Origin of the sequence: Pseudomonas khavaziana (assembly GCF_036704165.1) — a bacterium.
Classification (GTDB): domain Bacteria; phylum Pseudomonadota; class Gammaproteobacteria; order Pseudomonadales; family Pseudomonadaceae; genus Aquipseudomonas; species Aquipseudomonas khavaziana.
In genome coordinates, this window is record NZ_CP129946.1 from 3938632 (window position 1) to 3954370 (window position 15739).

Sequence of the window (15739 nt, forward strand, 5' to 3'; positions counted from 1 at the left end):
AGGACCTATATCCATGAGCAAAGTCGTCCCCGATCCACCCTATCCCGTTTTTGTCGCCCACGAAGACCTGAGCTTCGAAGACGCCATCGCCAGCATTTCCTCGCTGCTACGCTGCGCCACCACCACAGCAACCGAAACCGCCGAGGGCCTCAAAGGCACCCAACGCGACATGGCCTGCTCCACCGCCCACTTGATCGACATGGCCCGCACCCTCGCCGACCGCGCACTGCTTTGCCTGCAACCCACACCTACCAAAACCCCATACCCCCTGTGAGAGGGGGCTTGCTCCCTCCCACATTTTGGCCTGTGTCGCCTGTTCGACATGCATTGTTAAAGGCCAGCAATCCATATCCCTTTAATTTTCAGGACGTTTCCTAGACAATTCTTCGGCCTTGCGCCTGCTCAGTCCACTGGCTAGCCTTCGCTTCGTCGCTGCATATCAGCGATCGGGTGTGAGATCCCGTGTATGAGCAGGCGTCATGCGCTACAACCGTCTATGGCGGCTATGTGCGGGCAGACTTCGGTCTGGCCGGGTCCTGCTTCCGGTATCTCACCCCGCACATAGCTGCCACCTTTTGACGTGTGAGATCGGCAAAAGAATGGCTTCCAATCCAAGCAGGAGCTTCAAGCATGAACAAAGTCGTCCCCGATCCACCCTATCCCGTTTTTGTCGCCCACGAAGACCTGAGCTTCGAAGACGCCATCGCCAGCATTTCCTCGCTGCTACGCTGCGCCGCAACCACAGCAACCGAAACCGCCGAGGGCCTCAAAGGCACCCAACGCGACATGGCCTGCTCCACCGCCCACTTGATCGACATGGCCCGCACCCTCGCCGACCGCGCACTGGTTTGCCTGCAACCCACACCTGCCAACACTCCATAACCCCTGTGGGAGGGGGCTTGCTCCCGATAGCGGTGGGTCAGTCAATTAATCCATATTTGACCCACCGCCATCGGAGCAAGCCCCACACATTCGGCGGTACAGACCTGGCAACCCCAGGGTAAACAAGGCCGGCGGGAAGTGGTACAACAGGGGTCCTTGCCACTTCCCTGGAGGCCACCACTCATGACATCCAAGCTCGAACAACTCAAGCAATTCACCACCGTGGTCTGCGACACCGGCGACCTGGAAGCCATCAGCCGCCTGCGCCCGGTGGACGCCACCACCAACCCGTCGCTGTTGCTCAAGGCCGCCGCCATACCGGAATACGCCGAGTTGCTGCGCAGTGTCGTCGCGCAGTCCAAGGGCGACGTGGGCCTGGCCTGCGATCACTTCGCGGTGGCGGTGGGTGCGGGGATTCTCAAGGTGATCCCGGGGCGCATTTCTACCGAAGTCGACGCGCGCTTGTCCTTCGACGCAGACGCATTGTGGGCCAAGGCCAACCAGTTGATCGCCCTCTATGACCAGGCCGGCATCGGCCGCGATCGCGTGCTGATCAAACTGGCCTCCACCTGGGAAGGCATCCGCACCGCCGAACGCCTGGAAAAAGCCGGCATCCAGACCAACTTGACCCTGCTGTTCTCCTTCGCCCAGGCCGTGGCCTGCGCCGATGCCGGAGTGTTCTTGATCTCGCCATTCGTGGGCCGCATTTATGACTGGTACCGCAAGAACACCGGCCTGGACTACACCGGCGTGGATGACCCGGGCGTGCAGTCGGTGACGCGTATCTACCACTATTACAAGGCCAACCAGATACCCACTGTGGTGATGGGCGCCAGCTTCCGCACCCTGAGCCAGATCGAGCAACTGGCCGGTTGTGATCGCCTGACCATCAGCCCGGACCTGCTGCAAAAACTCGCCGACGACAACGGCCCGCTGACGCGCAAGCTGGTGCCCGGCACCGAGGGCGAAGCGCGCCAGACCTTGACCGAAGCGCAATTTCGCTGGGCCTCGAATGAAGATGCGATGGCCACTGAAAAACTCGCGGAAGGCATCCGCCAGTTTGCGCGGGACCAGGAAAAACTGGAAAAGCTCTTGGCCAGCGCATGACATCATCCATCGCCCCGCTAGGCCAACCGCGTTCCCTGGTGTTCCTGGCCTATCCACAAATGGGCCTGCTCGACCTGACCGGCGCCCAAACCGTGTTCTGGGCTGCGACCAAGGCCATGACCGAGCGTGGTCTACCCGGCTACGTGGTGCACAACGCCAGCCTGGCAGGTGGGCTGATGCCGACTGCCGAGGGCTTGAGCGTCGACACCCTGGCGTTGGCCCAGTTTGAACCGGGCACCATCGATACCCTGGTGGTGCCCGGCGCGCCCGCCATTGAACAAGCCATGGCGGACAACACCGCCCTGGTGGACTGGCTGCGCAACGCCTCCGGCCAGGCTCGACGCACCGCCTCGGTGTGCAGCGGCACCTTCCTGCTGGCATCGGCCGGCTTGCTCGAGGGCCGCCGCGCCGCGACCCATTGGGCGATGTGCGACCTGCTCAGGCAACGCTTCCCGAGCATCGAAGTGGATATGGACGCGATCTTCGTGCAGCAAGGCCAGGTGTGGACCTCAGCTGGCGTGAGTGCCGGGATCGACCTGGCCCTTGCGCTGGTGGAAGCCGACTGCGGCCGTGAAGTGGCGCTGCAAGTGGCGCGGGAGTTGGTGGTGTTCCTCAAGCGTCCCGGTGGCCAGGCGCAGTTCAGCCAGGTGCTGCAAGCGCAAACCACCGACAGCGCCGTCTTCGATGCGCTGCATGTCTGGATCAGCGACAACCTGCAACACAGCGACCTCAGCGTAGAACGCCTGGCCACCCAGAGCCATATGAGCCCGCGCAACTTTGCCCGGGTCTATAAACAGAAAACCGGGCGCACCCCGGCCAAGGCCATCGAGCTGTTTCGCATGGAAGCGGCGCGACGCATGCTCGAAGACTCCCAACGCAGCATCGACCAGATCGCCCGGCTGTGCGGGTTTGGCGACGAGGAACGCATGCGCTGCACCTTCCACCGTCATCTGGCCATCTCGCCCCGTGATTACCGGGAGCGCTTTTCTCGTTAGCGCTGACGGTGCTGGCAGTCATCCAGGGTTTTATGTCCTTTCTGCCAGTCCGCGCTGCTTTTACAGTGATCAGGCAATGCCTTGCGGCTTATCTGGTCTCTGGAGCAACCCCATGAAACAACACATTCTCATCATCGGCGCCGGGTTCGGCGGCGTGTGGAGCGCCTTGAGCGCGGCCCGGCTGCTGGACAAACATGACCGCAACGATGTGCACATCAGCCTGCTCGCCCCGCAAGCGGAACTGCGCATTCGCCCACGCTTCTACGAGCCCGACGTACACAATATGCTGGCGCCCTTGGGCCCGCTGTTCGATGCAGTGGGGGTGACGTTCGTGCAAGGCGCCGCCGAAAGCATCGACGTCAATGCCAAGCAGGTGACCTACCGCAACGCGGCCGGCGTCCCCACCGCCCTCAGCTACGACCGCTTGGTATTGGCCGCCGGCAGCCGCTTGAATCGCCCCGACATGCACGGTATCCAGCACGTCTTCGATGTGGACCAGATCGAAGATGCCACGCGCCTTGAAGCCCATATCAAGGCCTTGAAAAACCTGCCCGACAGCCCGGCCCGCAACACCGTGGTGGTCGCCGGCGGCGGTTTTACCGGCATCGAGACCGCCACCGAGATGCCGGCGCGGCTGCGTGCGGCGCTGGGAGATGCTGCCGATATTCGGGTGATCGTGGTGGACCGCGGCCCGCAAATCGCAGCATCCATGGGCGATGGCATACGCCCGTCAATCATCGAAGCCAGCCAGGAATTGGGACTGCAATGGATACTGAATACTTCGGTGGCCTCGGTGGATGCCGGCGGCGTGACCCTGGCGGACGGGCAGCGGATTGAATCGAGTACCGTGATCTGGACCATTGGCTTTCGCGCCAACCCCTTGACCGAACATGTTGACGGCACCCGTGACCCCCAGGGTCGCTTGCATGTGGACGCACACTTGAAGGTCAAAGGCCAGCCCGCTGTCTTTGCAGCCGGTGACGTGGCCTACGCCGCCACCGACGAGCTGGGTAACTTCGCCGCCATGTCCTGCCAGCACGCCATCGCCCTGGGCCGCTACGCCGGCAACAACGTCGCCGCCGACTTGATCGGCGTGGCGCCGATGGCCTACAGCCAACCCAAATACGTGACCTGCCTCGACCTCGGCGCCTGGGGCGCGGTGTACACCGAAGGCTGGGACCGCCAGCTGAAACTGGTGGGCCAAGAGGCCAAGGCACTCAAGCAGCAGATCAACAGTGTGTGGATCTACCCACCGGCGGCAGATCGGGCAGTGGCGCTGGCGGCGGCGGATCCGTTGATTCCGGTGGCGTAGAACTTCGCGTTGCTCACCACATTGACAGGGAGAGATCGATTCAATTTTTTGATGTCGTCCACTCCCCGGTTGCGATAGAGCATCCTCCACGCTACTCTTCCAACTCGCAGCAAGTGCTGCGATTGGACTTGGCGGTCCGACCAGATATAGGCGCAACGGCGCCCCCAACACGATTGCAGGCGCTTTTTTTGCGCCCGTGATTTCGTGCAATGGCGGGTTGCGCAGGGACTTCTTCGGAAGTGCCGGGTCCTATATCCCCGGTCCGCCAACCTTGCGTAATCCGCCACCCTAATTCTGCTTGGCGGCAGAAGGTGACGGCTCACTTAGATATAGGAGCAAGAACCATGACCTCATCTGATCGATACATGCCCATCACGGGCCCCGATTGCACCATACCTACCCTGCTAATCGATACTCAGGCACCGCTTGATGCCTTGCATGACGCAGCTGTTTTTCGCATTCGGGCAGTCACTCAAGTTCTGGAAAACCTGGCACTTCGCGATGAAATAAACAGCGATACCGTTGTGTTGAAGGACTTCGCGTTGCTGTTAAGTATTCCATTGCGTGACGGCTGCGATTTACTGGATGTGATTGGGCGTAGGCTAAGGGCAAGGATGTCATAGACGAAAACGGGCGGCCTCGCGGTCGCCCTCTATAAGCATGGGTATCGACACAACTTTGATACACCGCTGCTCCCTGGCAGCTTATAGCTATCTAGCTGATGCAGCGATCCAAATGTGGGAGGGGGCTTGCTCCCGATGGCGGCCTGATAGCCGACCAGGATGTTGAGTTGGTTTGCGTACATATCCATTGTTTAGGTAACGGCCACTATTGGTTCCGCTCTTACTGCGGCTCACTTTTGAAAAGCCCAAAAGTAAGCAAAAGGCTCATGCCCCACCACTCGGCACCTCGCTTAGGCTCGGTGTGCCTGAGATCAAAAGCAGATCAAGATCAAGAGCGGCTCGCTTCGCATCGTGGTTACTGACGGTCGCTACGTCAGAGTTGTGTAGATACCCATGCCTCTATAAGCTCAGCCAATCAGCAAAACCGCACTTATTCAGTGCGCCTTGTGATAGTTGGTCAAAGCATTCATATAGGCCGCTTTAACTGTCAGGCCTACAGTATCCAATACCTGCGCGTTAAGAGCAGCAACCTTGTCACCGATTAAGCTTTGCCCCACCTGCTTCAACTTGAGCCGGGAGCGCCCAGGGTATTTCGCGCCGGCGATGTCCACCGTCAGGCTAACCTCACAGGCGTAATAGTCAGGAGAGTTCCAAGTCTTGACGAAGACTCTGTCGATTTCGACGCTGGTTTTGAGTGTCGAAGTGGGAGAAGCGTCCACAGCACGTTTGGTGAACTCGGTCCAGTCGTCAACAGGAACGTTGGCGAACCCCTCGTAAAGGCCGACATTGTAATTCGCAGCATGCCAAACAATCTTGCTCGACTCCTTACAGCGCGTACACTTTTCACCGCCAGTCACTTGCACGATATCGGCCTGTACAACACGACCTTTGATTGCCGCCAACTCGGCCTCCGTCGAGTACGCCGCGAAGTGCAACTGGTTGGTAACGCAGCCACCGAGCGATAACAGAACACAAACAACCATTAAGTACTTCATCAATCACCAGTCCCTGTGAATTTTATTTGTTGAACGGCACTCCCTGCCCAAACCGCCGAATCGCCAGGCAATATCCCACCAACGCCAGCGCCGCCAGCAACCCGCCCGCCGCGCCGATCCAGGCGAAGCCGAAGTGGCTGCCGACCCAGCTGCCCATCAACGCGCCACCGCCGATGCCGATGTTGTAGATACCGGAGAACATCGCCATGGCCACGTCGGTGGCGTCCGGTGCAAGCACCAGCACTTTGGACTGCATGGCCAGGCCAAAGCCCATGATCGCCATGCCCCAGAAAATGCTCAACACCACCAGGTAAGACTCGGCGCCGCTCAACGGCAGCATCAGGGCCAGGCATGCGGCGAGCAGGAATACCGTGCTGATCACGAAGACATGGGGGTTGAGGCGATGCACCAGGCTGAACAACAACGAACCGATAATGCCGGCACCACCGAACACCAACAGGATCACAGTGACCGCACTGCCGCCCAGCCCGGCGACGCCTTCGACGAAAGGTTCGATATAGCTGTAGGCGGTGAATTGCGCGGTGACCGTCATCGCGGTCAGCACGTAGAGGGCCACCAGCGCCGGGCGCTTGAACAGCAGTGGCAGGCTGCGCAGGGAACCGGAGTTCTGGCTGGGCAGCGGCGGCAAGGTGCGCGCCAGCCAGAACACCAGGGCGGCGGCGAACGCGGCGATCACCAGGAAGGTGGTGCGCCAGCCCATGGCCTCGCCCAACAGACGACCTAAAGGAATGCCCAGCACCATCGCCAGGGACGTGCCGGTGGCCAGCAAGCCAAGGGCCTGCACCTGCTTGCCTTCCGGCGCCAGGCGTACGGCCAAAGAAGCCGTGATCGACCAGAACAACGCATGGGCCAGGGCGATGCCGACCCGACTGACCATCAGCAAGCCGAAGCTGGTGGCCACGCTGGAAAGGATATGGCTGGCGATAAACAGGCCAAACAGCACGATCAGCAATTTGCGCCGTTCGACGTTGCGGGTCAGCAGCATTACCGGCAGCGAGGTCAGCGACACGATCCAGGCATAGATGGTGAGCATCAGGCCGACGCTGGCTACGGGCATGTCGAAGCTGGCACCGATAGCGCTGAGCAGCCCGACAGGGACGAATTCGGTGGTATTGAACACAAACGCGGCCAGCGCCAGGGCGATGACCGGTTGCCAATTGGCTTGGGGGGTTGCGGCTGAAAGGCTCATTGACGGGCGCGGTACTCTGACGATGATCAGGCGCCGCCCAGGACAAGCGCCGCCGCCGAGCATTCTATAGGTTTCTCGGGCGGCTGTTGAGGCGGATCGTCGCCCGAGAGCTATGGCGAGGTCATGGTAATCACGTAGTTGCCCGACTCGATGGCCTTACCCGCATTGTCCACCAGCAGATAGCGCTGGTCGTAATAGCGCCCCTCGCCGCTGTCCGCCACCAGCCGCACATGGGCCGCGTTGACGCTGGCAACCGACGCTACATTGCGCACCTCGAAGCGGCTGCCGCGACTGACTCTGGCACAGCCGCGCAGTTCCATCACCGAACCGCTGCGCGCATTTGTCGCACACCCCGATTCGACGATGGCGCCGGTGAACCTGAGAGTGCCCTGCCCAGCTATCTCCGCCGCGCCGCAGGTGCTTGCCCATAGACAAAGGAGGCTCGCCATTACTGAAAAACGACCAACGTTCATGCCGACACTCCTTCTTGGGTTAGTAAGAAGTTAGTCGTCGGCGCGGCGGTTAACTTGAGCTTATTTACCCGAGAATGAGAGGTGGATCACGGATCCACCTGCCCCATCAACTCAGGAATACTTTCCGGACGCTGGGCATAGCGCTGGGCCAACGCCGCGCAGACCATCAACTGGATCTGGTGAAACAGCATCAACGGCAAAATCAACACGCCCATGCTCGCCCCGGCGAACAGCACCTGGGCCATGGGCACACCGGTGGCCAGGCTTTTCTTCGAGCCGCAGAACAGGATGGTGATGCGGTCTTCCTGATTAAAGCCAAACGCCTTGCCCAGCAGCGTGGACGCCACCAGCACCAGGGCCAGCAATACGCAGCAGGCCACCACCAAGCCGCCCAATTCCCACAGAGGAATCTGGTGCCAGATGCCTTCATTGACCGCTTCGCTGAAGGCGCCGTAGACCACCAACAGAATCGAGCCCTGGTCGACGAATTTCAGCCAGGCTTTGTTACGCCCGACCCAACCCCCAATCCAGCGGCTGGCGACTTGACCGGCAATGAACGGCAGCAACAACTGCACGCTGATTTTGACAATCGCATCGACTGTGGAGCCGCCATCACCGTGCACGTTGAGCAGCAGCGCTACCAGCAGCGGCGTCAGGAAGATACCGAACAGGCTGGACGCCGCCGCGCTGCAGATGGCCGCCGGGATATTGCCCCGGGCCAGGGACGTGAAGGCAATCGCCGATTGCACGGTGGCCGGCAAGGCGCAGAGGTAGAGCATGCCCATGTACAGCTCGTTGCCGATCAAAGGCGACAGCAGCGGCTTGAGCGCCAGGCCCAGCAGCGGGAACAGCACGAAGGTCAGGCTGAACACCAGCAAATGCAGGCGCCAGTGGCCGGCACCAGCAACAATAGCCTTGCGCGACAGTTTGGCGCCGTGCAGGAAAAACAGCAGCGCGATGGCCAGGTTGGTGACCCAGCCGAAGGCGACGGCGGTCTGGCCGCTGGCCGGTAGCAGGGAGGCGAGGATCACCGTGGCGATCAAGGTCAGAGTGAAGTTATCGGGTAGAAAGCGCGGGCGGGTCATAAGCAAGTCTTCCAGGGGTTGCCAAGAGCGTCGTGGCGACTCTAACGTAACCGCCTGTTACCGACTAACGCCAATGAGCCAGTAAATGCCGCCTAAAGGACATGAAAAAGCCGTTCGACGCAGTGTGCCCGGGCTTTCCAGCCTGCCACGGTCGGTGTATGGGCGTACTGAATCCTTGCCCAATCGGGCGCTGACACGACGGCACAGTCATCCGTGGGTGCAGTTATCCTATGCGATTTCCGGGGTGCTGGAGATCCAGACCAGCGTCGGCCGCTTCGTCGCGCCGCCGCAACGTGCAGTGTGGATCCCGGCGGGCATGCCCCATCGGGTGTTCAGTTCGCCCCATACCGAAATGCGCAGTCTGTACCTCGATTGCAGCGTCACTGCCTGGGCGGCCGAGCGTTGCCAGGTACTGGAGGTGAGCAGCCTGCTACGCGAGTTGATCCGCAGTTTCAGCGAAGTGCCGGTGGAATATGCCCAGGACGGGCCCGATGGACGCCTGGCCCAGGTGCTGCTCGACCAACTCGCCGCCGCGCCCCAGGTTGACCTGATGTTGCCGCTGCCCCATGACCCACGCCTGCGGCAGATCTATCGCAGCCTGAGCCTACGCCCGGAGCAGCAGACCACATTGGGGGATTGGAGCGCCAAGCTGGGGGTCAGCGAAAAGACCCTCAGCCGCGTGTTCCTGAGTGACACCGGGCTGACGTTCCGCGCCTGGCGCCAGCGCCTGCGACTGCTGAGCGCCCTGCCCGCCCTGGAACGAGGTGAGCGGGTGACGGATGTGGCGTTGGGATGTGGGTATGAATCGACGTCGGCATTTATCAATGCGTTTCGTCAGCAGTTTGAAACGACACCGGGTGAGTTTTTCCGCTGATCCTTTGGGGCTGTGAGGATCAAAATGTGGGAGGGGGCTTGCTCCCGATGGCGGCCTGACAGCCGACCAGGATGTTGGATCAGACCGAGTACATATCCGTTGCTGCGGTAACGGCCACTTAGGGTTACGCCCTTACGGCGTGTCACTTTTGTAAAGGCACAAAAGTAACCAAAAGGCCTTCGCCCCAACACTCGGCACCTCGCTTAGGCTCGGTGTGCCCGAACGCAGGCTTGGATCCGTGGGCCGCCGCCACGCGCCACCCATGGCGCGGGGCGGCTAACCCGGCGTCCTGCCGGGTTACCCACGGCCTCAAGCCTGCGTTCGGCCAGCGTGTTTGACGGGGCGCCTGAGATCAAGATCAAAAGCCAGAGCAACAGCAACAGCGCAAGAGCAAGCAGTTGTGTAGATACCCATGCCCCGACGAGGGAGTATCAGCACACACAACTGTGGCTGACACACCGCCATCGGGAGCAAGCCCCCTCCCACATTTTTTGACGGCATTTCATGTCTAGAACGGGGTTGGCTGCCTGCGCTCCACAGGGCCCGGACAGAATATCGGGATCTATTGTCATGCAAATAACCCACAAACCCGCGCTCGGCTGGTATTGTGCCGCGCGTTGAAATACCGCTACTGACCTGCGAGGAAATGGACGTTGAACACTGACGAAAAAATGACCGGGGACCTGTTCGAGGTCGATAAGCGCCTGTCACTCAAGCCCGTGGTGGACTTCAACGCTTACCTGCGCAGCGCCTTTGGTGACGGCCCGTGCACCTGCGTACGGTGCGCTGCCAGCGGCGGTGATGAAAGCGGCTATGAGTTCCAGCACACGTTCACCTTCGACGGTAAGCCGATGCACCGTCGCTTTGCTTCGACAGCGGGCAGTGATGTGTTGATGGCGCTGAAGAAGGCGTGGTTGTCGTACACCAAGGTCGAGCTGCCGCTCAGTGGCGTGCTGGTGGTGGAGATGGTGAAGGAGTTTGTCGAGCCGCAATTGCACAAGCGCCTGGCGCCGTTGTTCGTGGCCAGCGGGCTGGTCAAGGATGTGGACGGCGAGTTGCGCATTCAGCCGCAGTCCATGGCCTGACACTGTAAATGTAGGAGGGGGCTTGCTCCCGATCGCGGCGTGCCAGTCAACCGATGTAGGGGCCGTCACGCTGCTATCGGGAGCAAGCCCCCTCCCACATTTGTACCGGGTACTTTCTAGAAACCGGGCACGCCCTGCACGCGTAACTCAGGGGTCAGTTCCTCTTCCAGCGGCTCGGTCAGCGGCCGATCACTGATCCCCGGCAGCAGGATCACCTTGCGGCACTCTTCCTCGGCTTTATCAAACAGTTCATAGCCCCGCGCGGCCTGTTCCAGGGACAGCCGATGGGTGACGATCGCCTCGGGGTTCAGGTGCCCCAGTTCGATATGCTCCAGCAGCTCGGGTAAAAAGCGCTGTACATGGGTCTGGCCCATCTTGAAGGTCAGGCCCTTGTCGAAGGCATCGCCGAACATAAAGCCGTGGATAAATCCGGCGTACACCCCGGCTACGCTGACCACGCCACCGCGGCGCACGGCAGCGATGCACTGGCGCAGGGCCTTGCCGCTGCTGCCTTCGATCTTGAGGGTGGTGAGGATGGTTTCCGTGGTGCTGCCCTTGGCTTCGAAACCTACCGCATCCACCACGCCATCGACGCCACGCATGCCGGCGGTCTGGCGGATGATGGTATCGGCCGGGTCATCGTCTTCTTCGAAGTTGATCGGGATCACGCCGTACATCTTCTGCGCATAGGCCAGCCGGTACGGATGGTCGTCGACCATGAAGATCTGCCCGGCCCCCAGCATCTGCGCGCACGCCGCACTGAGCAGGCCCACGGGCCCGGCGCCATAGATCGCCACGCTTGAGCCCTTGCCGATACCGGCATTGGTCACTGCCTGCCAGGCCGTGGGCAGGATATCGGAGAGGAACAGCACCTTTTCATCGGCCAGGGTGCCCGGCACCTTGAACGGCCCGGTGTTGGCCTTGGGCACCCGAACCAACTCTGCCTGGCCGCCGGGAATGCCGCCATACAGACGGCTATAGCCGAACAGCGCCGCGCCCGGTGGAATGGCTTTTTTATTCAGGATCGCCCCGCGCCCGTCGTTGGTGGTTTCGCAGGCGGCGTATTGCTGGAGCTGGCAGAAAAAGCAATCGCCACAGGCAATCACGAACGGAATCACCACGCGGTCGCCACGCTGCACCGCGGTGACCGCCGGGCCGGTTTCTTCGACGATGCCCATGAATTCATGGCCGAAGATGTCGCCGTGTTCCACGGTGGGGATCTTGCCGCGGTACAGGTGCAGGTCCGAGCCGCAGATGGCCGTGGCGGTGACACGCAGAATGATATCGTCGGGTTGTTCAATGGTCGGATCGGGCACCGTGTCGACCTGCACCTTGTGTGCGCCCTGGTAAGTCATTGCTCGCATGCTCTGCGCTCCTGCTATTGAGAGGTTACTAGTTAAGGGCGGCGCGATTGCGTCAGTGTTCCTTCAATTTGGTGGAGCACCCGATCAGTGGTCGCCCCTGCTTTGGTCCAGCAGTTTGTCGACCACATGGCGCAGACACTCCAGCTCATCGGCACCATCGGCCCGCGCCTGGGCGTGCCAGCGCAATTGTTCGGTGGCGCTGTTGCCGCGCCGCAGCAGTGCTTGCAGGGAAACGAACAGCTGCGACTCGCCCATGGCTTCGGCGGTGGCGGCAAAGGTTTGTCGGGCGCATTGCAACCATTGCTCAGCGCTGCCCATGGCACCCGTGTCGTTCAACGCGAACCGGCCCTCAGCGCCGTAGCGTTTAGCCTGCCAGCGATTCTCCTTGAGCAGCCAACGCGCTTGGGCGCTGAATTCGGCGCCGGGGCGCTCCAGGGTGCAGGCGTGGGTGACCATCACCCGAAACAGCGTGGCAAGGGCCAAGGCATCCGCCAGCCGTGGGCAGGCGTCGGTCATGCGCAGTTCAAGGGTTGGGTAACGCGCCGCCGGGCGAATGCCCCACCAGCCGTTGCCATCGGCCTTGATCGCGCCCACGCGCTGCAGCAACGCAAGGTAGCGCAGGTACTCGTTCCAATCGGCAAAATGTTCGGGCACGCCCATGCGCGGCCACTCATCACAAGCCGCCTGGCGGTAGCTCATGAAGCCGCTGGGCGCGCCGTCCCAAAATGGCGACGAGCAACTGAGCAGCAACAACAACGGCAGCCATGGCGAAACCTGGTTCATCACGGCGATGCGGTCCAGTGTTTGCGGGACCTGCACATGCACGTGCAGCCCGCACAACACACTGCGCCGCGCCACATACTGGATATCATCGAACAGTTGCTGGAAATGCGCCTGCGGGGTTGGCCGCTGCATGCGCCAATCGGCCAGGGGGTGGCTGCCGGCGCACACTGCCCCGAGGCCGAATTCGCCCAGGGCCTCGGCCAGGTTGCCGCGCACTGTCGCCAGGTAATCCGCCGCTTCGCCGCTGGTAGTGAAGACTGGTGAGGCGGCCTCGATCTGCCCCTGGAACATCTCATAGGCGAAGCCCCCGCCAATCGCCTCACGGCAGGCCGCCAGCACCGCCGCCGAGGGTTCGGCGAGCATGCAGCGGGTGTGCAGATCGGTGAGCAGATATTCCTCTTCGATACCAAAGGTGAGCATGGACGTCAGCGCAGCCGTGTGACGGTGAGCGCGACCACGGCGATGCGCTCCACACCTTCATACCCCGGTTTGTCGAGTTCTTCGCCAAAGACGTCGGGGTCCAATTCACGGTAGGTCCAGCCATAGGCATCGTTGGCCAACAGCGGCTTGACTGCCTCCAGGAACGGATCGGCACCGGCGACCATCGCCACGCCGGTGTAGAGCACCAGGCTGCCGCCAAGGGCCAGGCGCCCGATGGACTCGCTGACGATGCGTACCGACAACTGCTCGCCCAACGCGCCGCCACCATGGCGATAGGCGCGCTGGCAATCGTCATTCATGTACGGAGGGTTGGCGACGATCAGGTCGAACTCACCCTCGACGCTGGCCAGCACATCGCTGTGATAGACGCTGATATTACTCAGCCCGGCCAACTCGGCATTCACCGCAGTCATGCGCAGGGCGCGGGGGTTGATATCCACCGCCAGCACCTCGGCGTCATGCCGTGCGCGGGCAACCATCAGGGCGCCAACACCGGCACCACAGCCGATATCCACCGCGCGTTTGAGCGGCTCGAAACGCTGTTGCAGATGGGCTTCGATTACTTGGGCAAAACGGTAGCTGTCGGGGCCGAAAAATACCGCATCGGCTTGTACGGTGGGAAATGGTGAATGGGCAAACAGCAGCCCATCGAGGCTCGACCAACGCACCGTGCTGCGCCACAAAGCGTCATGTTTTTCGATCGCGCCGGCTTGCAGCAACTCTTCGCGAAACGCCTCTGGCAACAGCTCATTGTCGAACGGCATCGACCAGCCGAATACATCACGCATGTTCATCGCCAGCGGCGTCGCCAAACGCCGGTAGACACGCTCGTGGGTCAGGGGCGTTGGCGTGATAAAGCGATAGCCACTTTCCTTCAACCCTCGGCCCAGGTTCAGCAAGGCGCGATCAGCGAGTTGTTGTGCAGACATGGGCAAGTTCCTTAGCGCAAACGCGCACGCAATTGGATAAAGCGGCGGGTCGCGTACAACCCTGCGGGCGTACAGTGACGGCGCGCCGACATCCAGGGGATCAGCGCTGTGAGCTGCTGGTCATCGGGCAGTTGCCACAGTGAATCCACCAGGGCCTGGGTATCCGGATCCGCCGGGCGATGCTGTTCGCGGGAGAAACGGCTGCCGCGTCCCGGACGAACCGGCGGCACGCGCTGGCTGCTTATCCAGTCCCCGGCGATCCAGTCATGCATCAGTTGTTTTTCATAGCCGCTGAACACGCCGAACATCGCCGCGCCGGCGCCTTCGATCAATTGCCAGAAACGGCTCTCGACGGGATCCTCATTGCGTTTGATCCAGCCCTTGTCTTCCAGGGCCTTGAGGAAATCGCCGATCTGCCCCGGCTTGGCCAGCCACTGGTTGACGGTCTTGCCTTCGAAGCGGCAGTAGTCCGAATGCATGTGCTGGCCGAAGGTGCGCTTGCGTTCAAGCATGGCGACCACTTCGTCCTGCAGGTTGAATTGCTTGATCACCGCCGTGGTGCCCGGGCCAAGATCATTGAGGCGATACCCTTGCGCCACACGCCGATAGAAATCCGCCCTGCCCTCGCCCAACGGCAACAGGCTCAGCACCGATTGCGCAGCCTTACAGGCATGGCCGCTGCTGGCGTTGTCGATAGTGACGTGGAGGGTAAAGTAATAGGGGTCGATGCCCAGTTCGCTCAGCTCGTAGGAAGTAATCAGCAGGTGCAGGGGCAACTGTTCGTAGCCCAGGTTGAAGCCGATGATCTCCGGCAGGAACTCTTCGGCGCACAGGCCCAGGGCCAGTTGCAGCGCACCTTGCAGGTAGTGGTCATCGTCGAGGCCGGCTTCGCTGTCGGCATCGTGGTCGCTGAGCAATTTGCGGTAGATCACCACATGGTTCTGCGCGGCCTCGCCATCGCCCAACTCTTCCAGGTAGGTGGTGAGCAGGCCATCGAAACGCGGGTCCTGCCAATAGCGCAGCAAGCCGTTGAGCCAGGCGCCATCCACCTGTTTGGTCGGGCCCACGCGCTGCAGGAAATACAACGCATGGGCCTTGTTCTGGAAATAGCGCCGAGGCCGGCCTTGCTGACGTTGCTCAAGGTAGTCGGCGTAAGCCTGGGCCACGTCCGCGCAACGCTGTTCGATCCAGGCCGGCAACTGCTCGGGCATTTCGGGCAATTCGCTGGGTGCCTCGCGTACTTGGGCCAATTGCGCTTGCAGGAAGTTGCGCGCAGCTTCTTCACAGCCATGGGTTTCCCCATAGAGCTGCTGGTAAAGCTCCTGGTACGGGCCGTGAGCCGATGGGGTCATGGAGGCCGGCTGGCCTGACAGCGCTGTAAGGAGTGTCATGATGGCAGTTTCCGCAAAGTCCGTTACGACGGGCCTCCCAATCAGGCGGCCCCGCAAGAGCGCTCAAAAATGTGCGCTTCTAAAATGCAGAGCATTGGGATGTGCGAAAAATTCAAATGAGGTTGGGTTGAGGTAGATAAGCGGTCATTGACGGCATAACGCAGGTCCAAATGTGGGAGGGAGCAAGCCC

The 15739-nt window shown here is 61.4% G+C and carries 16 protein-coding genes; 8 read left to right on the forward strand and 8 right to left on the reverse strand.

All coding sequences use genetic code 11. From position 1 onward, the window contains the following. Positions 1 to 13: 13 nt before the first annotated feature. The 6 genes from QYQ93_RS17250 (at position 14) to QYQ93_RS17275 (ending at position 4919) form a co-directional block, all read left to right on the forward strand. Positions 14 to 274, forward strand: coding sequence for a DUF6124 family protein (locus QYQ93_RS17250; protein ID WP_338475133.1), 261 nt, complete (start codon positions 14 to 16; stop codon positions 272 to 274). A gap of 356 nt (positions 275 to 630) precedes the next feature. Then, a complete protein-coding gene (locus tag QYQ93_RS17255; protein WP_217882295.1) occupies positions 631 to 882 on the forward strand; it encodes a DUF6124 family protein in 252 nt (83 codons plus the stop codon). 183 nt (positions 883 to 1065) lie between these two features. Further along, on the forward strand, positions 1066 to 1989 hold the full coding sequence (tal, locus tag QYQ93_RS17260; protein WP_043050694.1) for a transaldolase: 924 nt from the start codon (positions 1066 to 1068) through the stop codon (positions 1987 to 1989). Continuing rightward, positions 1986 to 2984: a GlxA family transcriptional regulator gene (locus QYQ93_RS17265; protein ID WP_338475134.1), complete on the forward strand. Its 999-nt coding sequence runs from the start codon at positions 1986 to 1988 to the stop codon at positions 2982 to 2984. Before tal ends, QYQ93_RS17265 begins: the two co-directional genes overlap by 4 nt. A 112-nt stretch (positions 2985 to 3096) precedes the next feature. Next, positions 3097 to 4296: an NAD(P)/FAD-dependent oxidoreductase gene (locus tag QYQ93_RS17270; RefSeq protein ID WP_043050692.1), complete on the forward strand. Its 1200-nt coding sequence runs from the start codon at positions 3097 to 3099 to the stop codon at positions 4294 to 4296. A 344-nt stretch (positions 4297 to 4640) separates the two neighbouring features. After that, positions 4641 to 4919, forward strand: coding sequence for a hypothetical protein (locus QYQ93_RS17275; protein ID WP_338475135.1), 279 nt, complete (start codon positions 4641 to 4643; stop codon positions 4917 to 4919). Positions 4920 to 5353: 434 nt separating this feature from the next. On the opposite strand, the gene QYQ93_RS17280 is transcribed toward QYQ93_RS17275, so the two are convergent. The 4 genes from QYQ93_RS17280 to QYQ93_RS17295 all read right to left on the reverse strand — a co-directional run bounded on the left by QYQ93_RS17280 (position 5354) and on the right by QYQ93_RS17295 (position 8682). Beyond that, entirely contained in the window at positions 5354 to 5914 is a 561-nt protein-coding gene (locus tag QYQ93_RS17280; protein WP_043050691.1) for a hypothetical protein, read from the reverse strand. Positions 5915 to 5936: 22 nt separating this feature from the next. After that, on the reverse strand, positions 5937 to 7124 hold the full coding sequence (locus QYQ93_RS17285; protein WP_338475136.1) for a sugar transporter: 1188 nt from the start codon (positions 7122 to 7124) through the stop codon (positions 5937 to 5939). A 110-nt stretch (positions 7125 to 7234) separates the two neighbouring features. Beyond that, the gene (locus QYQ93_RS17290; protein WP_043050689.1) at positions 7235 to 7597 is read right to left on the reverse strand and encodes a type 1 fimbrial protein; all 363 of its coding nucleotides are present in this window, start codon (positions 7595 to 7597) and stop codon (positions 7235 to 7237) included. 86 nt (positions 7598 to 7683) lie between these two features. After that, the gene (locus QYQ93_RS17295) at positions 7684 to 8682 is read right to left on the reverse strand and encodes a bile acid:sodium symporter family protein (RefSeq protein ID WP_034134518.1); all 999 of its coding nucleotides are present in this window, start codon (positions 8680 to 8682) and stop codon (positions 7684 to 7686) included. An 85-nt stretch (positions 8683 to 8767) separates the two neighbouring features. Between QYQ93_RS17295 and QYQ93_RS17300 the strand changes: the two genes are divergently transcribed. Both QYQ93_RS17300 and QYQ93_RS17305 read left to right on the forward strand, forming a co-directional pair. After that, the gene (locus QYQ93_RS17300; protein WP_338475137.1) at positions 8768 to 9556 is read left to right on the forward strand and encodes a helix-turn-helix transcriptional regulator; all 789 of its coding nucleotides are present in this window, start codon (positions 8768 to 8770) and stop codon (positions 9554 to 9556) included. Positions 9557 to 10209: 653 nt separating this feature from the next. Continuing rightward, positions 10210 to 10641 (forward strand): hypothetical protein, encoded by a 432-nt coding sequence (locus QYQ93_RS17305; protein WP_043046719.1) that lies wholly within the window; start codon positions 10210 to 10212, stop codon positions 10639 to 10641. Between the two features lie 116 nt (positions 10642 to 10757). On the opposite strand, the gene QYQ93_RS17310 is transcribed toward QYQ93_RS17305, so the two are convergent. From QYQ93_RS17310 to QYQ93_RS17325, 4 genes are all read right to left on the reverse strand, one after another. Then, entirely contained in the window at positions 10758 to 12005 is a 1248-nt protein-coding gene (locus QYQ93_RS17310) for a zinc-dependent alcohol dehydrogenase (protein WP_338475138.1), read from the reverse strand. Positions 12006 to 12089: 84 nt separating this feature from the next. Next, positions 12090 to 13208, reverse strand: a complete 1119-nt coding sequence (locus QYQ93_RS17315) for a carboxylate-amine ligase (protein ID WP_338475139.1) — start codon at positions 13206 to 13208, stop codon at positions 12090 to 12092. Positions 13209 to 13213: 5 nt separating this feature from the next. After that, positions 13214 to 14158: a class I SAM-dependent methyltransferase gene (locus QYQ93_RS17320; RefSeq protein WP_338475140.1), complete on the reverse strand. Its 945-nt coding sequence runs from the start codon at positions 14156 to 14158 to the stop codon at positions 13214 to 13216. 11 nt (positions 14159 to 14169) lie between these two features. Further along, the gene (locus QYQ93_RS17325; protein ID WP_338475141.1) at positions 14170 to 15549 is read right to left on the reverse strand and encodes an iron-containing redox enzyme family protein; all 1380 of its coding nucleotides are present in this window, start codon (positions 15547 to 15549) and stop codon (positions 14170 to 14172) included. Positions 15550 to 15739: the final 190 nt, after the last annotated feature.